The organism is Acutalibacter caecimuris, from assembly GCF_034335085.1.
In the GTDB taxonomy this organism is placed as follows: domain Bacteria; phylum Bacillota; class Clostridia; order Oscillospirales; family Acutalibacteraceae; genus Acutalibacter; species Acutalibacter caecimuris.
The window spans coordinates 102510-121605 of sequence record NZ_JAWXXJ010000008.1 but is presented as its reverse complement, the minus strand read 5'-3'; the positions used below and the strand labels follow the sequence as shown (position 1 = coordinate 121605).

Annotated in this window: 26 protein-coding genes and 1 tRNA gene; 17 read left to right on the top strand and 10 right to left on the bottom strand. The window is 58.5% G+C overall.

The features are described from left to right. Positions 1-5: 5 nt before the first annotated feature. Both hemW and U8U01_RS06475 read left to right on the top strand, forming a co-directional pair. Entirely contained in the window at positions 6-1115 is a 1110-nt protein-coding gene (gene hemW / locus U8U01_RS06480) for a radical SAM family heme chaperone HemW (protein ID WP_322172683.1), read from the top strand. Positions 1116-1225: 110 nt separating this feature from the next. Further along, positions 1226-1302: transfer RNA gene (locus tag U8U01_RS06475), tRNA-Val, on the top strand. Between the two features lie 152 nt (positions 1303-1454). Here U8U01_RS06475 and U8U01_RS06470 read toward each other — a convergent pair. The 3 genes from U8U01_RS06470 to U8U01_RS06460 all read right to left on the bottom strand — a co-directional run bounded on the left by U8U01_RS06470 (position 1455) and on the right by U8U01_RS06460 (position 3113). After that, positions 1455-1799: a GIY-YIG nuclease family protein gene (locus U8U01_RS06470; RefSeq protein ID WP_322172682.1), complete on the bottom strand. Its 345-nt coding sequence runs from the start codon at positions 1797-1799 to the stop codon at positions 1455-1457. 290 nt (positions 1800-2089) lie between these two features. After that, positions 2090-2719, bottom strand: coding sequence for a recombinase family protein (locus tag U8U01_RS06465; protein ID WP_322172680.1), 630 nt, complete (start codon positions 2717-2719; stop codon positions 2090-2092). A 31-nt stretch (positions 2720-2750) separates the two neighbouring features. Continuing rightward, positions 2751-3113, bottom strand: a complete 363-nt coding sequence (locus U8U01_RS06460; RefSeq protein ID WP_322172678.1) for an HAD family hydrolase — start codon at positions 3111-3113, stop codon at positions 2751-2753. 129 nt (positions 3114-3242) lie between these two features. On the opposite strand from U8U01_RS06460, the gene U8U01_RS06455 reads away from it, so the two are divergent. The 6 genes from U8U01_RS06455 (at position 3243) to U8U01_RS06430 (ending at position 7136) form a co-directional block, all read left to right on the top strand. Then, positions 3243-3395: a sporulation transcriptional regulator SpoIIID gene (locus tag U8U01_RS06455; RefSeq protein WP_496196408.1), complete on the top strand. Its 153-nt coding sequence runs from the start codon at positions 3243-3245 to the stop codon at positions 3393-3395. Between the two features lie 222 nt (positions 3396-3617). Further along, positions 3618-3950 carry a helix-turn-helix domain-containing protein gene (locus U8U01_RS06450; RefSeq protein ID WP_166543235.1) on the top strand — a complete coding sequence of 111 codons (333 nt, stop codon included), beginning with the start codon at positions 3618-3620 and terminating at the stop codon, positions 3948-3950. Beyond that, complete coding sequence (locus tag U8U01_RS06445) at positions 3943-5745, top strand: recombinase family protein (protein WP_322172676.1); 1803 nt, start codon at positions 3943-3945, stop codon at positions 5743-5745. The genes U8U01_RS06450 and U8U01_RS06445 overlap by 8 nt, the downstream gene beginning before the upstream one ends. After that, positions 5729-6322, top strand: a complete 594-nt coding sequence (locus tag U8U01_RS06440) for a hypothetical protein (RefSeq protein ID WP_322172674.1) — start codon at positions 5729-5731, stop codon at positions 6320-6322. The genes U8U01_RS06445 and U8U01_RS06440 overlap by 17 nt, the downstream gene beginning before the upstream one ends. An 11-nt stretch (positions 6323-6333) precedes the next feature. Further along, entirely contained in the window at positions 6334-6795 is a 462-nt protein-coding gene (locus U8U01_RS06435; RefSeq protein WP_161473127.1) for a hypothetical protein, read from the top strand. Further along, positions 6792-7136, top strand: a complete 345-nt coding sequence (locus tag U8U01_RS06430; protein ID WP_166543239.1) for a hypothetical protein — start codon at positions 6792-6794, stop codon at positions 7134-7136. Before U8U01_RS06435 ends, U8U01_RS06430 begins: the two co-directional genes overlap by 4 nt. A gap of 194 nt (positions 7137-7330) precedes the next feature. Here the strand turns inward: U8U01_RS06430 and U8U01_RS06425 are convergent, their stop codons facing one another. Further along, positions 7331-7720: a hypothetical protein gene (locus U8U01_RS06425; RefSeq protein WP_322172672.1), complete on the bottom strand. Its 390-nt coding sequence runs from the start codon at positions 7718-7720 to the stop codon at positions 7331-7333. Positions 7721-7751: 31 nt separating this feature from the next. Then, positions 7752-8234, bottom strand: coding sequence for a hypothetical protein (locus tag U8U01_RS06420; protein WP_322172670.1), 483 nt, complete (start codon positions 8232-8234; stop codon positions 7752-7754). A 162-nt stretch (positions 8235-8396) separates the two neighbouring features. Here U8U01_RS06420 and U8U01_RS06415 point away from each other — a divergent pair, with 162 nt between their 5' ends. The 8 genes from U8U01_RS06415 (at position 8397) to U8U01_RS06380 (ending at position 12224) form a co-directional block, all read left to right on the top strand. Then, positions 8397-8654 carry a hypothetical protein gene (locus U8U01_RS06415; RefSeq protein ID WP_322172668.1) on the top strand — a complete coding sequence of 86 codons (258 nt, stop codon included), beginning with the start codon at positions 8397-8399 and terminating at the stop codon, positions 8652-8654. Positions 8655-8921: 267 nt separating this feature from the next. Then, positions 8922-9239 carry a plasmid mobilization protein gene (locus tag U8U01_RS06410; RefSeq protein ID WP_322172666.1) on the top strand — a complete coding sequence of 106 codons (318 nt, stop codon included), beginning with the start codon at positions 8922-8924 and terminating at the stop codon, positions 9237-9239. Further along, positions 9239-9442, top strand: coding sequence for a hypothetical protein (locus U8U01_RS06405; RefSeq protein ID WP_322172665.1), 204 nt, complete (start codon positions 9239-9241; stop codon positions 9440-9442). The genes U8U01_RS06410 and U8U01_RS06405 overlap by 1 nt, the downstream gene beginning before the upstream one ends. 119 nt (positions 9443-9561) lie before the next feature. Next, positions 9562-9747 carry a hypothetical protein gene (locus U8U01_RS06400; RefSeq protein ID WP_166543242.1) on the top strand — a complete coding sequence of 62 codons (186 nt, stop codon included), beginning with the start codon at positions 9562-9564 and terminating at the stop codon, positions 9745-9747. 58 nt (positions 9748-9805) lie between these two features. Beyond that, complete coding sequence (locus tag U8U01_RS06395; RefSeq protein ID WP_322172664.1) at positions 9806-10105, top strand: nucleotidyltransferase family protein; 300 nt, start codon at positions 9806-9808, stop codon at positions 10103-10105. Continuing rightward, positions 10095-10442 carry a HepT-like ribonuclease domain-containing protein gene (locus tag U8U01_RS06390; RefSeq protein ID WP_322172662.1) on the top strand — a complete coding sequence of 116 codons (348 nt, stop codon included), beginning with the start codon at positions 10095-10097 and terminating at the stop codon, positions 10440-10442. The genes U8U01_RS06395 and U8U01_RS06390 overlap by 11 nt, the downstream gene beginning before the upstream one ends. Before the next feature lie 98 nt (positions 10443-10540). After that, on the top strand, positions 10541-12088 hold the full coding sequence (locus U8U01_RS06385; protein ID WP_367575603.1) for a recombinase family protein: 1548 nt from the start codon (positions 10541-10543) through the stop codon (positions 12086-12088). Next, a complete protein-coding gene (locus U8U01_RS06380; protein WP_322172661.1) occupies positions 12069-12224 on the top strand; it encodes a sporulation transcriptional regulator SpoIIID in 156 nt (51 codons plus the stop codon). Before U8U01_RS06385 ends, U8U01_RS06380 begins: the two co-directional genes overlap by 20 nt. Before the next feature lie 122 nt (positions 12225-12346). On the opposite strand, the gene U8U01_RS06375 is transcribed toward U8U01_RS06380, so the two are convergent. Together U8U01_RS06375 and U8U01_RS06370 are read right to left on the bottom strand one after the other, a co-directional pair. Beyond that, positions 12347-14371, bottom strand: coding sequence for a leucine-rich repeat protein (locus tag U8U01_RS06375; protein WP_322172659.1), 2025 nt, complete (start codon positions 14369-14371; stop codon positions 12347-12349). Between the two features lie 115 nt (positions 14372-14486). Continuing rightward, positions 14487-14855 (bottom strand): metal-dependent transcriptional regulator, encoded by a 369-nt coding sequence (locus U8U01_RS06370; protein WP_322172657.1) that lies wholly within the window; start codon positions 14853-14855, stop codon positions 14487-14489. 154 nt (positions 14856-15009) lie between these two features. Between U8U01_RS06370 and U8U01_RS06365 the strand changes: the two genes are divergently transcribed. Then, positions 15010-16053 (top strand): methyltransferase, encoded by a 1044-nt coding sequence (locus tag U8U01_RS06365; RefSeq protein WP_322172729.1) that lies wholly within the window; start codon positions 15010-15012, stop codon positions 16051-16053. Positions 16054-16112: 59 nt separating this feature from the next. On the opposite strand, the gene dusB is transcribed toward U8U01_RS06365, so the two are convergent. From dusB to U8U01_RS06350, 3 genes are all read right to left on the bottom strand, one after another. Next, positions 16113-17090: a tRNA dihydrouridine synthase DusB gene (dusB, locus tag U8U01_RS06360; protein ID WP_322172655.1), complete on the bottom strand. Its 978-nt coding sequence runs from the start codon at positions 17088-17090 to the stop codon at positions 16113-16115. 92 nt (positions 17091-17182) lie between these two features. Then, positions 17183-17827, bottom strand: coding sequence for a 5'-deoxynucleotidase (yfbR, locus tag U8U01_RS06355; RefSeq protein ID WP_322172653.1), 645 nt, complete (start codon positions 17825-17827; stop codon positions 17183-17185). A gap of 3 nt (positions 17828-17830) precedes the next feature. Then, positions 17831-18934 carry an SGNH/GDSL hydrolase family protein gene (locus U8U01_RS06350; RefSeq protein WP_322172651.1) on the bottom strand — a complete coding sequence of 368 codons (1104 nt, stop codon included), beginning with the start codon at positions 18932-18934 and terminating at the stop codon, positions 17831-17833. Between the last annotated feature and the right edge of the window lie 162 nt (positions 18935-19096).

Genomic DNA, 19096 nt, shown 5'->3' with positions numbered 1-19096 from the left:
ACGGTATGGCAGAGCCCCTTTCCCTTTATATACACGTGCCCTTTTGCGCCGGGAAATGCCCCTATTGCGACTTTTACTCCCTGCCCCCGGCGGAGGGGGCGGTAGAGGGGTATATGCGGCGGATGCAGGCGCTTTTGACCCAGTGGGGGCAGCGGGTGGGCCCCCGGCCGGTGGAAACGGTGTATTTGGGGGGCGGCACCCCCAGCCTGCTGGGGGCGGGCCGGCTTTCCGCTTTGCTGGAGGAGGTGGCCCGGCGGTTTTCCCTGGCGCCCGGGGCGGAGATCACCTGCGAGGCCAACCCCACCGGGCTGGAGGCGGGGTTCTTTGGGGGGCTGCGGGCCGGGGGCTTTAACCGGCTCTCCCTGGGGATGCAGTCCGCCCATCCCAGGGAACTGGAACTGCTGGGCCGCCGGCACAGCCCGGAGGACGTGGCGGCCGCGGTGGAGGCGGCCCGGGCCGCGGGGTTTGGGAACCTCTCCCTGGACCTGATGCTGGCCCTGCCCGGCAGCAGCCCGGAAAGCCTGGAGGGGTCGGCCGCCTTTGCGGCGGGGCTGGGTCCCCAGCACATCTCCGCGTACCTGCTGAAGGTGGAGCCGGGCACGCCCTTTGCCCACAGGCGGCTGGACTTGCCCGGCGAGGACGAGGCCGCGGGCCAGTACCTTGCCTGTGTGGAGGCGCTGGCCCGGCTGGGCTACGCCCAGTATGAGATCAGCAACTTTGCCCTGCCGGGCCGGGAGAGCCGCCACAACCTGACCTACTGGCAGGGCCGGGAGTACCTGGGGCTGGGGCCGGGGGCCCATTCTTTTTGGGACGGGCGGCGGTTTTTCTGGGAGCGGGACCTGGCAGGGTTCCTGGCGGGCAGCCAGCCGGTGGACGACGGCCCGGGCGGCGGCTTTGAAGAGTTTGCCATGCTGAACCTGCGCCTTTGCCGGGGCCTTACCCTGGCGGACTGCCGCGCCCGGTTCGGCCCTGCCGGGGAGGCGGGGTTTTGGCGGGTGCTGGGCCGGGCAGGGGCCTGCCCGCCGGGCCTTTTGCGGCCTACCCCCCAAAGCCTCAGCCTGACCCCGGCGGGTTTTTTGGTCAGCAACGCCCTGCTGGCCCGGCTGCTGGATTGACCCGGCCCTTGGGGGGCGGTTTTGGAGAGGGCCTGGCGGGAAATTTTTTGCAACCCCGCCAAAATAGGGCTTGACTTTTTCCCCCATACCTGCTATACTAAGAGGGTCGAGGGGGTATAGCTCAGCTGGTTAGAGCGCCTGCTTCACACGTAGGAGGTCACAGGTTCGAGTCCTGTTATCCCCACCACCTTTTTTCCGGGAGCCGTTGGCTCCCGGAATTTTTTTGCCTGGTTTCCCCCGGCCGGGCCCTCCCCGGTTGGGAAGGGCCCACCGGGCGCCTATAAAAGCATACCAGCCGCCCGGATACCCAAGCGGCTGGTGAAGAGGGCAAAACGGGCCTTACCGCTTGCCAGGGCGCATTTTCCGGGCCGCCGGGTACTCCTCCTGGCACATCAGGAACAGCAGCTCCAAATCGTCGCTGTGGTCCTCGTCCCGCTCCCGGTAGTCCAGCTTTTTCAGCAGGGACCACTGAAAGGCCTCTGGGTTTTCGGTGTAGGCCTTTTGCATTTCGCGGTTGGGCCAGGAGCCCAGTTTCAACTGGAACAGGCTGCTGTTATAGTCCGCGTTGGCGTCTTTGGAGATAGCGATCCACATGGTTTCGCCGTTTTGCCAGCAGACAATACCCATGTCGGGTTTCCGCTGGTCGTACTGGGCCCGCAGGGCTTTTTTCTTTTCGTTTTCCATGGCTGTCCATTCCTTTCTGTGTAGGGCCTATGGACATGATTGGCAAAAGTATACCATATTGGTGGGGCGGATGCAAGCTGCCGGGGGTTTTCGGGTGTGCCCAAAATGAAGAGTTAAAAAAAGAGGCTCCAGCGAACAAATAGTAAAAGTTTCGTCCACCTTTTCAAAGGTGGTGGGGTTTTTAGGGGCAAAGCCCCTAAATCGCCGAAGGCCAAAATTTCGTCATAAAATCTTCTTTATGGACACACCCGGATCCCCCCCCCAGCGGCGCCGGCAAAGGGCCCGTAGGGCTAGGCCGGCGGGGCGCCACCCTGCTGTTCGGCGGCCTCTGCCCGGACCGCGGCGTTATAGAAGGTGGTGTCCGGCAGGCCGCAGGCCTGGGCTGCCTGGTGCAGGGTCACTTCCCGGCGGCGCCAGGCCCGGTGCAGGGTGTGGAAGTTGGCCGGCAAAGCCCGGCGGGGCCTGCCAAAGTGCACGCCACGGGCCTTGGCAGCGGCGATCCCCTCTGCCTGCCGCTGCCGGATATTGGTGCGCTCGTTCTCCGCTACAAAGGACAGTACCTGAAGCACCAGGTCGCTGATGAACGACCCCAGCAGGTTCTGTTCCCGGCGGGTGTCCAGCAGCGGCATATCGATCACACACAGGTCCACTTCCTTCTCTTTGGTCAGCATCCGCCACTGCTCCAGAATCTCCTTGTAGTTGCGCCCCAGGCGGTCGATGCTCTTTATGTACAGCACATCGGCGCGCTGAAGCCGCTTGACCATTTTCAGGTAGTTTGGCCGCTGAAAATCCTTGCCGGACTGCTTGTCCGAGTAGATGTTTTCCTCCGGCACCGATAGCGCCCGCATGGCGTTTAGCTGACGTTCCTGGTTCTGCTCGGCGGTAGATACCCGCACATACCCATAAATATTCCCTGCCATTTCCTGTCCTCCTATCTGGGTTTCTAGGAGTTTATTGTACAACAAAAGGGGGGCGCATGGGTGCCCTTTCCCCATGGCTCCCCCGGAAAAGCGGCCAGGGCCCCGGTTTTGTGGACGCCGGGCCGGGGAACATCTCCCCTGGCAGGCCCAGGCCCTCCTGATAGGCCAAAAAGACATGGTACAGGTAGGTTTCGCCGTCCATCCGAACGCCGCTCTCGTTTTCCCGCATGATCTGCTCCCCCTGCCACTGCTCACTTTGGGCATAGGCCATTTCAACCTGCTCCAAAGCCAGGCCGGGCAGGCGTGGGCAAAGCGTTTGGAAAACCATTTCCGCTACCGAGGGCTTTTTCAGCAAAAGCGTGTTGTCAATGTCAAACAGGACAGCGCGGTACATAGGGACACCCCTTTTTCTTTTATTATACACCTCCGGGCAGGGGGGCAACCCTGTTTTTCCCCGCCCTTGCACCAGCATATCCACCCCCTGGGGCGCATACATATAGAACACCGAAAGAAGGTGCCCTATATGTCAAATCACGTGATCGATGACCGCGCTACCAAGCTAGGGGAATACATAGTGGAAAACAAAGCCACCGTCCGTTGCGCCGCCAAGCAGTTCGGCGTCAGCAAAAGCACCGTACATATGGAAGAGACAAAACAGAACGGTTTCTGTGGCTAGTAAAATAGTGGAAAGGCCAGTGTACACAGGTACAGGAGTGTACGCTGGCCTTTTTTATTCCGAAAATTTCACTTTTTTGTTTTTTACAGGTTTGCCGCTAAATCGAATATCAACAAAAAAGCTGCCCCAAAAGCCCAAACGCTACAAACTGTCACACAGATGCTACCCACTGTAACAGGTTTGCTGGTATAATTCTTTATAATCAGCAAGGTGGTGTAGGCAATGATCTTTGACTTTCCAGAACGGTTCCGTTATCTCCGGCAGTCCAAAAATTTAGCCCAAAGCCAGCTAGCCAACCTAATCGGTGTAGACAGGAGTACCATCTCGTCCTACGAAAGTAACATCCGGCAGCCCTCGTTGGACACGCTTTCGCGGATTGCAGATGTGTTTGGCGTAAGCACAGACTATCTTTTGGGACGTACGGATTCCCTCGGGTTTGACTCCCTTGCGTTGAACGGAGAGGAAAAAGCCCTGGTCTATAAGCTTGCTTTCGCACTGTCGAAAAAGAACCTACAGCTTCGCCAGCTACAGGAGGAGGGGATACCCGATGCCTGAACCCATCTGTTCCCCGAATCACGATACCTGGGAGAAACGCTTTATTCCCGCCAAACCGAAAGCCACTCTCAGGAACCGGCTTTTCCGTGTATGCGCGTATTGCCGCGTTTCTACCGACAACGACGCGCAGCTGTCTTCCTTTGAGCTTCAGCAGGCCCACTACCGCCAGATGGCAGACCAGCGGCCCAACTGGAGTTTGCGGCATATTTACGCCGATGAGGGGATCTCCGGGGTCTCGCTGAAAAACCGCACGGCGTTTAACGACATGATCGCCGCCTGTGAAAAGGGAGAATATGACCTGATTGTAACAAAAAGCGTCTCCCGCTTTGCCAGGAACCTGGTGGACTGTATCTCTCTGGTCCGTAGGCTCAAGAACCTTGATCCGCCGGTGGGGGTATTTTTTGAAACGGATAATCTGAATACCATCGAAGAAAGTTCCGAATTTATGCTCACCTTTCTTGCCTCCTTCGCCCAGGAGGAATCCGTCAAAAAGCGGGAAGCCATGATCTGGTCCCTGTCCCAACGGTTCAAGGACTGCCAGCTGCTGGCCCCTCCTCTGCTTGGTTATGACAGGCAGCGGGACGCCGCTGGCCGCTACATCAAGTATGCCCCGCTGGTCGTCAACAAGGCCGAGGCAAATGTGGTCCGCTTTATTTTTGACGCTTACCTGTATGGCTGGTCCCAGGCAGATATCGCCGCTTTTCTCACGGATATTGGATGCGGGACAAAAACCGGAAACACCGGCTGGAGCAACAGTTCGGTGGGCTACATTCTTTCCAACGAACGCTACTGTGGCGATATCCTAACCTGGAAGACCTTTACCTCCGACCTGTTTAACCACAAGCGCAAAAAGAACCGCCAGGACGTGGATCAATATCACTACAGGGATCAACACGAAGCAATCATTACAAGGGAAAAATTCGAGATGGCGCAGGCCCTCCTTGAAAACAGGAAACACAGTATGCGCGGCGGAATGCCTCCCCTCCATGTGATAGACGACGGTGTCTTTCGCGGTTTCGTTCCCATTAACCACCATTGGATCAATGACGACCCCGGGCTGTATTATGACTTGTCAAACAGCGTAAGCATACCGCGCAGGGAGATCCGCCTGCTCAAAAGTTCCTTTTCCCGGTTCGACCTCAAAGGCTATCAGGTGGTCAGGAGCCAGTTTACGCAGGCACGATATGAGGGGCCGACGGTAACGATCGGGATAGACAAGATCATATTCAACCTGTTCTGTATGAGGACGTTTTCCGATGTGGGCCATATCCAGCTGCTCCTGCATCCTTCCCAGCGGAAGATCGCCATACGGCCCTGTGACAAAGGGGCCGTACACTGCATCAAATGGCGCCCTGATGGGGATATGCCCTTGTATGCAAAAGTTTTGCGCTGCCAGCATTTTGGCACGGCCCTCTTTCGCATGATGGAGTGGGACCCGAATTACTTATATAAGGTCCGGGGGACATGGGTGCGGCGGGAGCACAAGCAGATTATTGTTTATAATTTGGAAGACGCGGTGTCTGCCGTGCCGCTGTCTCCAACCAGCGGAGCCCGCTTGCGGCGCGCTGAGCTATACCCGGAAGCCTGGGAATACAGCTTTGGCGATGAGTTCTATGACCACATCCGCGAGAACGGCATCTTTTATATGGGACAAAGCGCAGCGTGGCAAGCGGACAGGCCCAGCGTGCCTGCCCCGGGGGTCGAGCAATATAGAACGCCCACCGGCTGCGAGCTTCAAGCGTTGGCGGACAAACTCAAAAAGAAGGATGGTGTTGGAAATGCCGGCACAGGATAAGCTGGACCAGATATTCTGCCAAACAATGCTTGACGGGGAAGAAGAGATCGTACCGGACCTGGCGGGGTTCCAGGTCACAAAAGCGGAACTGTTCTCCCATACCCGCGAACCAGCGCTCACCATCTGGCCGGCGCGCATCCGTTTCAATATGTCCTGTCTCAGGCGGTTTCCGGGGGTAACGCACATACAGTTGCTGATACATCCGGAGCAAAAGCGGCTGATCATCCGGCCCTGTCCGCCCGAAACGCCGGACGCCCTGCGTTGGGCGAAAGGCGGCGGGGATAAGGAGCTTGTGAACCGGGATATGCTTTGCAGGATATTTGCCGCCAAAATATTCGACCTGATGGGCTGGGACAGTGAGTACAGGTATAAGATCATGGGGAATCCCGCCGTCTATCAAAAGGAAGTGCTGTTTCTATTCAAGCTGACCGACTTTGAACTGTTTGTGGGAGGAAAAGGGGGAAAGTCCTATCTTCCCGGCGAGTGGCGGGAGTATTTCGGCATCCCGGCAGAACGGCATGAAGACAGCTATAAAATCAACCTTGCGGATGGATATATTACCACGGACCGCGTTTAGGAGGGGAGCAAATGAATATGAATCAATTCCAGTCCGAAGTAGAGCCGATTTCAATCGAGGGGTTTCAAGTAGTCAGCGGGGAGCTTTTCTCCCGTGTCAGCAGTTGTGCTTCGCCGTCCTGCACCATTTGGAGTTCGGGGATAACCTTCAACAGGCTGGCGCTGACCGCGTTGAACTGCTGTGAGCGCATCCGCCTGGAGGTACATCCACAGAAGAAAAGCCTTTTGGCCGTCCCGGTGACCGTCAAAGACAAGGACAGCATAATATGGCGCAAAAACATTAAAGAGTACGCACCAAGACGCATGGAATCCGTCCGGTTCTCCTCACAAATCTATGAGATATGGGGCTGGGATACCAGCTGGGTCTACAGGGCCGTGGGACACGTTGTGACAGTGGAAAACAAGATCATGCTCCTCTTTGATTTCAGCGCCCCTGAGCAGTGGAAGGCCAAAGAGAAAAAGACGGCAAAATGAATGGCGTATACATCTCTTTTTATTTGAAAGCGAACCGAATCCATATTTTTGTGGAAGCCCTTCGCTCTATGGGCAGTCCTGAACGGATCCGCTTTCTTATCTCCAAGGATGGGCGGATCCTGCTGATCCAGCCTTATGGCAAAAGGGGTTTTACCTCGCATATGATCCCACGGGAAGTATATGATGGCAAGCGGCCGCTGGAAATATCCAGCTATAAACTGTGTACAATCCTGGCTGAGCTTCACGGCTGGGACCTGGGTTGTTCCTACCGTGTGCCTGGACGGATCGCGGCGGACACCCGGTCTGCGCTCTTCTTTTTGGATAAAGCCGAGGCTATCTGATAGCAAAACAGAACTTCTATTGTGGGTTATGGAGTGAAATGGCCTTCCCATATAGCGTGGCAGGAATTACTAAATAATGTGATATGTTATTTTCACAAGCGGAAAATGCTATGTAAGCACAATACATCCAATTACTATCCGGTACGTGTAAATTAGAAATGAACTGGCGTATTGATATATAATGCCAGTTCATTTTATTTATGCATACCTCTCAAAAGCCTGTGATTCCCAGCGATAATGCTTTTATAAAGCGTTTTGAATTGATCAAAGGTTCTCGTTTTTTCTTGACTCGGTCCCTGCCGCCAAAAAGCTGGAAACAGGGGCATGAACTTATCAATGACGGTGATGACTGGCACGTTCCACACACTGGATTCTTCATTGTCGATCACAATCACCCGATGGGGCTTATCAATTTCAATCCCATCTAGGGCTTGTTTGAAAAATCGGAAACGCCGTCTTTTTTGCCATAAGAGGCCACTTTCTACGTCGAAAATCCTCGTCAATCGCGAGATTGCCTTGCGGTTTTCTCCTTGAAATTGTCCCCTTCTGGCCAAAAATTCGTCATTTCCTCTATTTTCAAACAAGCCCTAACCTTGTTCCGCCGGAGAGCATCAGTCAATTATAGGCGTACAGTTTGCTCAACTGGCAAGAACCAATCTTCATATCCAGCATGATCCTCCGGCGCAGCGGCTCGTAAATGTCCTCTCGCACGAAAGAGATCTGCGCCTTGCGGCTCATGCTGTTGGAGCGCTCGAAAGCCAGATACCGACAGGGTCCAGCGCCAAAATCCAGCACGATGCCCTCTGGCCGGAACATACTCTCTGCTTTCTTCTGTCGAACGGCATGACGGTTCTGCGCGGCATTCCGGTCGAAGATATTGCTGAAATCTACGTAGCAAATCACGTCCGACAGGTCGCTGATGAGCGTGTCCTCCATCGGTAGCTGGTAGTTGTCTCCACGCAGAACACACATAGTCTGAAAGAGCAGCGCGCAGTCCTGTTGCTCATGAAGCGAGGAAAGTACCTTGCACTTCTCCGTTGCTTTAGCATTTAGAGTAAAGGCATAGCCGCTCTCCGCACCTCCCTGAGCATAGGCCATGAGGGCGCTAGCAGAAAGTGAGTAGATTTTATACCTGACCTGTGGCACGGCAGTCACCTCTTGCCCAAATTATACCAGAGTCCTTTCCGGTTTGCAATATGAATACTGCTCCCACTTTTTCAAGCTGGGAGCGTTTCTATTTTACCGAAAGGACTGATGTGTATGCCCAAACCCATCGAAAAGCTTACCGTCATCGACGGCGAAACCCTACAGGACATGAGGTTTCAGCCGGGAAAGGGTGTGTTCTTCCAAAGCCGCAAAAGTAATGGACAGCGGCTGGTGCAAGTCTTCTTTGTCTCTGCAAAGGACGTAAGTGCCGCAAGTGACGCAACTTTGAGTGGTGCCGGATTTACCGTCCCTTGCGACCCTTACAATGCTGAACTCCCTGTATTCTCTAGGGAAAACGCCCATTCAGCGTGAGCCGCTACTTTCGACCCTTGCGCCCCTGTGAGGCCACAGCAGGCCCGTGTTGGCGTTTTGCGGCGGCAGTCGGGTACGTCTCCACCACCAGGCCCTGAGAAGGGCGTTTTGGGGCAATTCTGGCCCCGTTTCGCGGCAAGGTTCAAAGGGGCCGGATTTCCCGGCAGGGGAGGGCCGTAAGGGCCTCCCGCTGGGGCAAGCAGAGCGCGTGGCTGTCCGCCCCGCACAAAAGAACCGGGCAGAAGCCCGTACCCACTTTAGAAAGGTATGCAGAACAACAGAAAACGAGCAGAAACTCTGACGATTCGTCTGACAAAAACAGAGAAAGAAATGATTCAAAAGAAAGCAAAGAAGGCTCAACTCAGCGTTACAGATTTTTTCGTTGCAACATCGTTGCGCACGGAGATTCACGTTGCCGAGAACATCAAGCCTCTGCTGATTGAGCTGAAACGCATCGGCAACAACATCAACCAAATCACCATGAAAATCAATGCGGGAGCGTTCCACTCCGCTGACTTTTCGGATGTCATACAGGGTCAACGGATGCTCTACGAACAGCTCCTGCGCATTGCGGGAGGGCGGTAATGGCAACCGTAAAATTTACCCAGGAGAGCCGCCAATCAATTTGTGCCATGAAAGGCGTGATTTCCTACTGCTTGCAGGAGAAAAAGGTTGCGGATGATGCCACCGGCCAGCGCATGGTCAGTGGCATTTCCTGCGATGGAGAGAACGCATTTGCTGAATTTTTGACGACAAAGACCGCCTATTGGAAGCAATCATTGGCCTGACAGCCGGCATAATACCCAACTCCAATTAATTTACCCCAGCGGTTCGGTGCTATCACCGGGCCGCTTTTCATATATATTCACATCGAGAAACTGAATCCAAAGGAGGCCTGGCAAACAATTTGAGTAAAAAAAAGCTGAATTACCGTTTTCATAATCCCAACCCCGACAGCCAAACGGCCAACTACATACTAAAGGTTTTCCTCGAATCGAACCGCCCAAAGGTCGAAAACGCTGTCCAACAGGCGGCGCAAGAAGTTCAGGCCGGGGAAGAAACGGAACATGAAGCCATTACCAGGGCAATGTGATTTTCTCTTGCTATTTTTCCGCCAATGCGGTACAATAGTCTTGAAAGGGGGCGGCCTTATGCAAAAGGTTTATTCCATCCACGAAATCGAAAATATCCTCCAGCCGGTTTTCGCTGGCTATGGCGTGCGGCGAGCGGTGCTGTTCGGCTCCTACGCAAAGGGACAGGCCACTCCCCGCAGTGACGTGGACATTCTGGTTGACAGCGGCCTGCGCGGGCTGGCGTTCTTTGGCCTGTTGGAAGGTGTTTCATCCACACTGAGCGTACCGGTTGACCTTATCGATGTTTCACAAATCGAGGAGGGCTCTCAAATTGATGCAGAGATACGGCAGACAGGGGTGCCGATTTATGGGCAGTAAGGATCTTGCGGTGCTGAGAAAAATCCTTCGGCATATCGAAAGCATTATGCGCTACTGTGCCGATTGCCGTACGCTGGAAGATTTTTCATCCGACGCCATGCGCTTGGAGGCTACCGTCTTCAACCTGATGCAAATCGGCGAGCTTGCAAAGGAATCTCTGAGCGACGAGGCAAAGGCGCAGATTAAAACCATCCCCTGGCAGCAGATATACGGTATGCGCAACCGCATCGTTCACGGCTATTCCGGAGTCAATATGCAGATCGTGTGGGATACTGTGTCAGTTGACATTCCCATGCTCCACAAAGAGTTGAAATCGATTATTGAAACAAATACCTAACCTATATGGCGGAGCCGAACCGGCCCCGCCAATTTTTTGTTGCTTTCTCGAAAGAAGTGTGGTAAACTCAGTAGTAACAAGAAGTCTTAAATCAATTAGTGAGGTACCTCGTGAATATAGCCGCCTACTGCCGTGTCTCCACTGACAAGGAGGACCAGCTCAACAGCCTTGAGGCCCAGAAAGAGTTTTTCTCCGAATACACCAGCCGCACCGGCGACGTGCTTGTGCGCCTCTACGCCGACGAGGGCATCTCCGGCACAAAGATCAAGAACCGCAAGGAGTTCCTGCGGATGATGGCGGATGCCGAGCACCATCTGTTCGACATGGTAGTGGTTAAGGACATCAGCCGCTTTGCCCGAAACACTGTGGACCTTCTCCAAAGCGTCCGCAGGCTGAAAGCCCTGGGCATCGAGACCCAGTTCCTCACTGCCAACATGACCAGCATGGGCAACAGCGAGTTCGTGCTAACTATCTTCGGCGCGCTGGCCCAAGAGGAGAGCGCCAACACCTCCAAGCGGGTAAAGTTCGGCAAGAAGATGAATGCTGAAAAAGGCCGGGTCCCCAACATCGTCTACGGCTATGATAAGACCGCTGGGGACTATTTTAATCTGGCAATTAACCCAACAGAGGCTGACATTGTCCGCCAAATCTTCCATATGTACACTGAGGAAGGGGCGGGCGCGGCGAAAATCGCCAACACCCTCAACGAGCGCGGCCTGCGCACCAAGCGCAACTGCTCCTGGAGCCAGAACGCCATCTGCCGCATCATCACCAACGAGCTGTACACCGGCAAAATCATCAACGGCAAGCAGGAAGTTTCCGACTTCCTCACCGGCCAGCGAGCGGACAAGCCTGAGGATGACTGGATCGTGGTGGATCGTCCCGAGCTGCAAATCATCTCTCCCAAGACTTTCCAGTATGCCCAAGAAATCTTAGACTCCCGCCACAAGACTTTCCGCACCGACCACCAGCGCCAGAGCAACAAGCACCTGTTCTCCACCCTCATCAAGTGCAAGGAGTGCGGCTGGTCCTTCTACCGCACCGTGCGCACCTACAAAAACACCTATGTGCGCTGGGTCTGCTCCGGCCACACCGGGCGAGGCGCGGATAGCTGCCCCAACGCCGTCACCGTGGACGAGGACGAATTGATAGACACCCTGCAAGAGTATTTCGCCGGGATATTAAAGCAAAAGAAAAATATCATCCCCTATGTTGTCAAGGAGTTCCAGCGGGTTTACCGCGCTAAGGATGATAACCAGGAGTATGAAAAAGAATTGACCGCCCAGCTTGACAAGTTGCAAAAGACCCGCCAGAAATACATGGATATGTACACCGACGACCTTATCAGCCGGGAGGAGCTGAACGAGAAGATAGGCGGCTCAAAGAAGGAAATCAAGCGCATCGAAAACGAGTTGAAAATCGTCGGCTACAATATCACCAAAGGCGACCAGTTGGAAAGCATCTTGCAAAACACCTTCAAGACCATCGAGGACATCACCGATGTGCGCTCCATGACCAACGCTCAGCTCAAGCGGCTGATCCAGAAAATCGAGGTGGACAAGGACGGCAACGTGGACATCTACCTGCGGCTTCTAGGCGATTTAGGTCTGGAAGAAACCGTAGTGATTGCGGACAACCATACATAAAGACGTTTCCCAACGCCTGAAGTACATAGACCGGGGGCTATACAGGGACGTAAAGAACGTGTTGGCGGTCAATAAGGCCCAGCGGCACATCCGCGGGGGCATGGCCACCAAAAAGAAATATGAATCGCTGAAATGAGGGCCAACACGAAAACGGAAAGCACACAAAACAGAGAAAATACACGGAAAAGCCATCGCCCGCCTCCCTGTTGGCCAGGAGGCGGGCGATGGCCCTTTTTTATGGTATGCGCACGGCCGGCTTTATTCCAGCCCGGCCACGTTCTGGCAGAAGGTCATCAGGATCTGTGCCATCTGCGCCCGGGAGGCGGTGCCACGGGGCAAAAGCTGGCCGTCTGAGCCGTTGACCAGCTTGTTGCCTACCGCCCACTGCATGGGGGCTTTGGCATAGCTTTGCACCTTGCCGCCGTCCGGGAAAGCGGACAGGTCGCCGCTGGCGGTTACATCGTAGCCCTTATACTGGGCGTAGCGGTACAGGATAGCCGCCAGGTCCTGCCGGCTGATGGAGCTGCCAGGCATAAACCGCCCGTCCTCATACCCGCTGACGATCCCGTTGGCCGAGGCCCACTGTACCGGGTTATAGTAATAGGCGCCGGGGTTGGTCACATCGGTAAAGTCCTTGCCCCCGGAAACAGCCGGCTTGTTTTCCAGGTTGTACAGCACCGTAACAATCTGCCCACGGGTGGTTTTGCCGTTGGGGTTAAACTTGCCGCCCCCTTCCCCGCTCATCAGGCCGTGTGCCACCACGTACTTCACTGCGGGCTTATACCAGTTGGCGGTCAGGTCGGTAAAGCCGGTGTCCGGGTCCGGGGTGGGCGTCGGCGTAGGCGTAGGAGTAGAAGTGGGGGTGGGGGAAGGCGTTGCCGGCGCGCTGCCAAAGTGCTTGGGCGCGTCATGCAGGGTCTGGTTGTAGCCGTAGTCGTCGCTGATGCTGACCCGCTCCCACTGGTCCTGGGTGCCGGCGTAGTACACGCCGGTCAAGGGGCAGTCAGAAAAGGCGGCGGTTTCTATACTGGTCACGCTTTGGGGGATATGGACCTTTTTCAGGCTTGTGCAGCCGTTAAAGGTCTGCTTCTGGATGCGGGTAATGCCCTCCGGCAGGGTGATTTCCTCCAGCCCGGTGCCCTGGAAAGCGGCCCAGCCCAGCTCCCGCAGCCCGGCGGGCAGGGTGACGGCGCGCAGCTTGGGCAGATAGCAGAACGCGGCCGTGCCAATGGTGGTCACGCTGCTGGGGATCGAGATGGACGCCAGGTTCTCGGCGTATTCAAAAGCCTGCTGGCCAATGGTGGTCAGGGTAGAGGGCAGGCTGACCTTGGTAAGGCTGGTGCAGTGGCTGAAGGCGAATTTATCCAAAGAGGTGACGCCCTCCTCCAGGACAACCTGTTCCAGCCCCGCGCAGTATGAAAAAGCGCTTTCGTCCACCTGCTTTACGCTGCCGGGTATGGTAACGGAAACCAGCTTGTTGCACCCTACAAAGGTACCCTCGCCCAAACTGGTCAGGGTAGAGGGCAGGCTGATCTCCGTCATTTCGCAGCCGTAAAAGCCCCGGTTGCCAATGGAGGTAACGCCCTCTTCAATGACCACCTTCTTCACCTTTTCCGGGAAACTGTACCAGGGGTGTACGGCGTTGGGGTAGTCCTGCATATCCCCGGTGCCCCGTATGGTCAGCAGGCCGTCCCCGTCCAGGGTCCAGGTAACATTGTCCCCCTGGGCGCCCACCTGGCCGGAGAGCACCTCCGGCGCCGGTTCGTCCCCGCCCGCCCCTTCCGGGTAGCGGGTGAACAGGTATGTAGAGGCCTCTACCTCCTCCTGGCTCAGGGTACGTCCCCAGTAAATAACAGACTGGTTATCCCACATACCCCACATGGTCATGTTCCCTTCGGCAATGGTCACGCTGTCCGCCGCCTTGCCGGTTACAACCACACTGTGGGCGTCCCCTTCCAGCCGCAGCACGTCCCCGATGCGCACGTCCGCAAAGCTTACGGGGGCGACCTTCCGGGCGGGCAGGCTGTCAAAAGCCGCGTCGCTTAGGATAAAGGCGAAAGCCGCGCAGCCGTAGCCGGTTATGTTTTTGCCGTCCCACAGGCCCTTGGCCTGGTAAGAATCGGCATTGGACCAGGGCGTGCCGGTGGGGTACTGGCCCTCCAGCGCCATAATCCGCGACCGGGCCTCCTCCTGGCTGGGGGCTTCCCCGGCGGCCAGGGCCCCTACCGGCACCACGGCCAGCAGCATACAAAGGGCCAGTACAATGGAAAGAACCTTCTTCAAATCGATAACCTCCTAAGAATAATTTTATAAAAACAGAAACCCTCTGGGTATCCCAGGTTAAAAAACCCGCCCCTTGGCTTGCAATCCGGCGGGCAAAAGGGTATAATGGCAACAGTCAGCCCCCGTCCACGTGCCTTTGTATGGCCCGGAACGTGTCCTCGCTGACCACGTGCTCCATCCGGCAGGCGTCCTCGGCGGCCAGTTGAGGGGGCACGCCCAGGCTGGTCAGCCAGCGGGTGAACAGCAAATGCCGCTCGTACACGCTTTCGGCAATCCGCCTGCCCTCCTCCGTCAGGGTGATGAACCCCTCCGGGTCCACCACAATGCAGTTGCGCTCCCGCAGGTGTTTCATGGCCACGCTGACGCTGGGCTTGCTGAACTCCATCTCGGCGGCAATGTCAATGGAGCGCACCGCCCCGGTACGCTGGTGGAGGATCAAGATGGTTTCAAGGTAGTTTTCCGCAGATTCCTGGATCTTTTTCACGGCGCGCAGGCTCCTTTCCCCGTACCCCGGCATACCGCACAAAACAGCCGGGCAGCGGGCCGGGTGACAGTTCTATTATATACGAATTTAAAAAAAAAGCAAGCCCATCCGGTTTTTTTACCCTGGGTTTGCGGGATAGGGGGTCGTTTTGGTGATGTACCGCTATTTTGGCGCCTTTATCGCCGGCACAGAGGAGATCGTGGCGGCCATCCTCCGGCAGGGGCTGCCGGGGGGTTCTGTCCGGGCGCTGTCCCCTGGCGCGGTGGAGTTTGAGGCCGGCCAGCCCTACCGTCGGCTCAGCCTGCCCTGTTTCAACAACCTTTTCCGGGTGATTTGGTCCGCGCCCGCCGCCCCCACCAAAGCCGGGCTGGAAAAGTTCCTGCGGGCCCTGCCCAGCGCCCGGGCAGACTGGCCCGCCGCCCGGCCGGAGGAGGGGAAGGGCCGCAGCTTCCGGCTGGTGGTTTCCTGCAAAAACCAGTTGGTGGGGGTGTCCCGCCCGGCCAAAGAGGCCGCCGAGAAAAAGTTAGCCGCCGAAACCGGCCTCCGGCTGGACCGCAGCCTGCCGGACTGGGAGTTCTGGGCCCTGGTCCGGGACGACGGCCGGGCCTACCTGCTGCGCCGCCTGACCCGCCACCGGGCCTATGACAAGCTGCTGCACCCCGGCGAACTGCACCCGGAGCTTGCCTATATGCTGTGCTGGCTGACGGACCCCCGCCCCACCGACCGGGTGGCGGACCCCTTTTGCGGCTACGGGGCCATCCCGGCCCAGCGCTGCGCCCGGTTCCCCTACGCCAGCCTGTACGCCGGCGACCTGGCCACCGGGCCCCTGGAGGCCGCCCGGCAAAAACTGCAAAAGTACAAGGGCGTCACCGTCGCCCGGCAGGACGCCCTGCGCCTTCCGGAAACTTTGGGGCACGGGGCCCTGGACGCCATCATCACCGACCCGCCCTGGGGGCTGTACGGGGACGTGGGCATGGAGCTGGGGGAATTTTACCGGCTGATGCTGGCCGCGTTTGCCGGGGCCCTCAAGCCGGGGGGCCGGGCCGTGGTGCTCACCGCGGCCAAGCGGGAACTGGCCGCCGCCCTGGCGGGTACCCCGGCCCTGTCCCTGTCCGGCCGCTGGGACATTCTGGTGTCCGGCAAAAAGGGCGCCATCTTCCGCCTGTCCAAGGCAGGGGGCGCCCCGCCCCGGCCCTGACCCCGTCCGGGCACGGCAGAGCCCCCGGCCCCTTTCGGGCCGGGGGCTCTTTTGGGGCGCTACCGGGTGGGCTCCCCCAGGCGAAGGGCCTCCTCGATCAGCCCGTCCAGGCCCGCAAGGCTGTCCAGTTCGCTGGCCAGCCGCCTAAGCTGGGCCGCGCCCCGCAGGCCCTTCAGGTACCAGCCCGCGTGCTTGCGGGCCTCCCGCATGGCCCTGGCCTCGCCCTTATAGCTGCACATCAGCCCGATATGCCGGCGCATGGCCAGCAGCCGCTGGGCCGGGGAGGGCGGGGGCAGCAGCCGGCAGTCCTCCCCCAGGTAGGCGTTGATCTCTGCAAACACCCAGGGGTTGCCCAAAGCGCCCCGGCCCACCATGACCAGGTCGCAGCCGGTGGCGGCCAGCAGGGCCGCGGCGGAGTGGGGGCCGGTCACGTCGCCGTTGCCGATGACCGGTATGCCCACCGCCTCCTTCACCTGCCGGATGACGGCCCAATCCGCCTGGCCCTGGTACAGTTGCGCCCGGGTGCGGGCGTGTACGCACACCCCGTCCGCCCCGGCGGCCTCGCAGGCTTTGGCCACCGCCGGGGCGTTGATATGGGCGGCGTCCCAGCCGGCCCGCAGTTTCACGGTAACAGGCAGGCCGCAGGCCTCCTTCACCGCGGCCACAATCTCCCCGCAAAGGGCCGGGTCTTTCATCAGGGCGCTGCCCGCGCCGCCGCCGGTGATCTTCGGCATGGGGCAGCCCATGTTGATGTCAATACCCGCGGGGGCCAAGCGGGCCAGTTTCCGGGCGGCGGCGGCCATGCAGGCGGGCTCGCTGCCGAAAATCTGCAAAAACACCGGCCCCTCGTCGTGGGAAAGGTCCGCCAGTTGGGCGGTTTTTTTGTCGTTATACTCCATCGCCTTGGCGCTGATCATCTCGCTGACCGTATAGGTCGCGCCATAGCGGCTGCAAACCTGCCGGAAAGCCGCGTCCGTAACCCCGGCCATAGGGGCCAACGCCACAGGGGAGGGAAGGTGGATATGGGCGATCTCCATGGGAAACTCCTTACCATACAGAATAATAAAAATATGCCGGGCAAAAAGCGGGCCCTCCCGAAGCGGGTACCCCCGCTTGTTTACGGCAAGCCCTACAGGGCGCTGGAAAAGAACATTTGGGCGCTCTCCGCCATTTTTACCCCCGCGGTAGAGGAATAGTTCTGCTCGTCCAGGGTCAGCCCGTAGCTGGGCAAAAACTCCCGCACAAAGCAGTCGGCCTCCGGCAGGCCCATTTCCTCCAGGGCCTTCAAGGTGGCGCGCTCGGCCTCCCGGAAATCCTGGTTGCCGCTAAGCCGCTCCTCCATGCACTTGATCACCGCGGAGATCCGGTCCGCAGCCTTGACCAGGGGCAGTAGCTGCCGGTCCTCCGGGGCGCTCATGGACATCAGCTCCCGGTAGGCGGGGCGCAGGTCCTCCGGTAGCATGGCCACCAGCCGGTCCACCGCCAGTTGCTCCACCTCGGCATAGGCCCGCCGTATCTCCTCCGAGTGGTACTTGACCGGCGTAGGCATATCCCCGGTAATAATCTCCGATGCATCGTGGAGCAGCGCCAGGGTAGCGGCCCGCTGGGGGTCATACTGCCGGCCAAAGCGCCGGTTGCCAATCACCGCCAGGGCATGGGCCACCAGGGCGGTTTCCAGGCTGTGTTCGCACAGGTTCTCGCTGCGGGTGTTGCGCATCAGCCCCCAGCGGCTGATGTACTTCATCCGGGACAGCATGGCAAAAAAGTGGTACATCCCTTACGCCTCCCACACGGTTTCCAGGTAATCGGCCAGTATCTGGGCCGCTTGGGCGTGGGCTTTCCTGCCCGGGTGGCCGCGGGAGCCCATCAAGTCCCGGCCGGTGTCCGGCAGCAGCAGAAAATCCGCCCGCAGGTCGCCGGTTTCCCGCCGGTACGCCGCCACGGCCTCCCGGATGGCCCCGGCCATCTCCCGCCCCAGCATACCGTAGGCCCACAGCAGGAAAGCGCCGGGGTTGCGCGCCCGCAGTTGTTTCAAAAAGGCCACGGCCGCGCCGGTAAAGGCGGCCCGCCCGGCCCGGTTGCCCTCCTGCTGAAAGCACGCCCCGGTAGCCGGATCCTGCCAGGGGGGCTGGCGCACCGCGCCGCCGTCATTGGTGCCCAGGTTGATAACCACCGCGTCCGGCTGCCAGGCGGCAAAGTCATAGGGGGCCTGGGCGCCCAGGTCCTGGTTGGCCTGGCCGGTAAGGGGGCCGCACACCCGGTCGTACACGCCGGGCAGGGTGCAGTGGGGGTTGTTGTCCCAGCTACTGCGCACCCCCCAGCCGCTTTGGGAAACCACCCGGTAGTCCGCCCCGCACAGGCCGGCAGCCAGCATGGGGAACCCGTATACCGCCGAGAAAAACAGGGGGATCCAGTCCTGCTCTTCCTGGGCCCCCACCAGCCCCTCGCCGGAAGTAATGCTGTCGCCGATAAATTCCAGCCTGCGGCCCCGCGCCTCTACCGGCAGGAAACTGCCGTCGGTGCGCAGGGCGTGCACCTGCAACCTGGCCTGGGGGTCCCCCGGCATGGCCTGTACCTCTTTCACCAAGCGGACGCTCTTGGCCTTTGCGGGGTCCATCCCCCTAAACAGGCACAGCCAGTGCCGCCCGGCGGGCAGGGGGAACCGGCTGATTACCTGGCCGTTCACCGTAACCGCGGCCCACTGCTCCAGTTGGGAAAAATCCGCCTCCACCTCCGCCCACAGCCCGGCCGCCCGGACGTTCACCTCCAAAGCGCTGCCCGTCCAGAACAGCGTCAGCGGCGCCAGCGAGCCGTTGGTGCGGCCCAGCACCTTCAGGTGGGGCACCGCCGACAGGGCATATTCCTGCAAATCCTGTAACATAGGGGAAATCTCCTTTATTTTGGCATGGTACCCTTCCGGGCCGCCGGGGCCCCGCAAAGGGTGTTTTCTACATTATACCACAATCCCCGCCCCCCTGGGTAGGGGGTAAATAAAAAATCCCCCAAACCGCCCCTCTGCCCCAGGGGCGAAAAAAGTTGCGCC

What these genes read in the sequence shown, in the direction of transcription:
- hemW (WP_322172683.1), top strand. Translation starts at nt 6, where the DNA reads ATGGCAGAGCCCCTTTCCCTTTATATACACGTGCCCTTTTGCGCCGGG.
- U8U01_RS06470 (WP_322172682.1), bottom strand. Translation starts at nt 1,799, where the DNA reads ATGGAAAACGAAAAGAAAAAAGCCCTGCGGGCCCAGTACGACCAGCGG.
- U8U01_RS06465 (WP_322172680.1), bottom strand. Translation starts at nt 2,719, where the DNA reads ATGGCAGGGAATATTTATGGGTATGTGCGGGTATCTACCGCCGAGCAG.
- U8U01_RS06460 (WP_322172678.1), bottom strand. Translation starts at nt 3,113, where the DNA reads ATGTACCGCGCTGTCCTGTTTGACATTGACAACACGCTTTTGCTGAAA.
- U8U01_RS06455 (WP_496196408.1), top strand. Translation starts at nt 3,243, where the DNA reads ATGTCAAATCACGTGATCGATGACCGCGCTACCAAGCTAGGGGAATAC.
- U8U01_RS06450 (WP_166543235.1), top strand. Translation starts at nt 3,618, where the DNA reads ATGATCTTTGACTTTCCAGAACGGTTCCGTTATCTCCGGCAGTCCAAA.
- U8U01_RS06445 (WP_322172676.1), top strand. Translation starts at nt 3,943, where the DNA reads ATGCCTGAACCCATCTGTTCCCCGAATCACGATACCTGGGAGAAACGC.
- U8U01_RS06440 (WP_322172674.1), top strand. Translation starts at nt 5,729, where the DNA reads ATGCCGGCACAGGATAAGCTGGACCAGATATTCTGCCAAACAATGCTT.
- U8U01_RS06435 (WP_161473127.1), top strand. Translation starts at nt 6,334, where the DNA reads ATGAATATGAATCAATTCCAGTCCGAAGTAGAGCCGATTTCAATCGAG.
- U8U01_RS06430 (WP_166543239.1), top strand. Translation starts at nt 6,792, where the DNA reads ATGAATGGCGTATACATCTCTTTTTATTTGAAAGCGAACCGAATCCAT.
- U8U01_RS06420 (WP_322172670.1), bottom strand. Translation starts at nt 8,234, where the DNA reads ATGGCCTATGCTCAGGGAGGTGCGGAGAGCGGCTATGCCTTTACTCTA.
- U8U01_RS06415 (WP_322172668.1), top strand. Translation starts at nt 8,397, where the DNA reads ATGCCCAAACCCATCGAAAAGCTTACCGTCATCGACGGCGAAACCCTA.
- U8U01_RS06410 (WP_322172666.1), top strand. Translation starts at nt 8,922, where the DNA reads ATGCAGAACAACAGAAAACGAGCAGAAACTCTGACGATTCGTCTGACA.
- U8U01_RS06405 (WP_322172665.1), top strand. Translation starts at nt 9,239, where the DNA reads ATGGCAACCGTAAAATTTACCCAGGAGAGCCGCCAATCAATTTGTGCC.
- U8U01_RS06395 (WP_322172664.1), top strand. Translation starts at nt 9,806, where the DNA reads ATGCAAAAGGTTTATTCCATCCACGAAATCGAAAATATCCTCCAGCCG.
- U8U01_RS06390 (WP_322172662.1), top strand. Translation starts at nt 10,095, where the DNA reads ATGGGCAGTAAGGATCTTGCGGTGCTGAGAAAAATCCTTCGGCATATC.
- U8U01_RS06365 (WP_322172729.1), top strand. Translation starts at nt 15,010, where the DNA reads ATGTACCGCTATTTTGGCGCCTTTATCGCCGGCACAGAGGAGATCGTG.
- dusB (WP_322172655.1), bottom strand. Translation starts at nt 17,090, where the DNA reads ATGGAGATCGCCCATATCCACCTTCCCTCCCCTGTGGCGTTGGCCCCT.
- yfbR (WP_322172653.1), bottom strand. Translation starts at nt 17,827, where the DNA reads ATGTACCACTTTTTTGCCATGCTGTCCCGGATGAAGTACATCAGCCGC.
- U8U01_RS06350 (WP_322172651.1), bottom strand. Translation starts at nt 18,934, where the DNA reads ATGTTACAGGATTTGCAGGAATATGCCCTGTCGGCGGTGCCCCACCTG.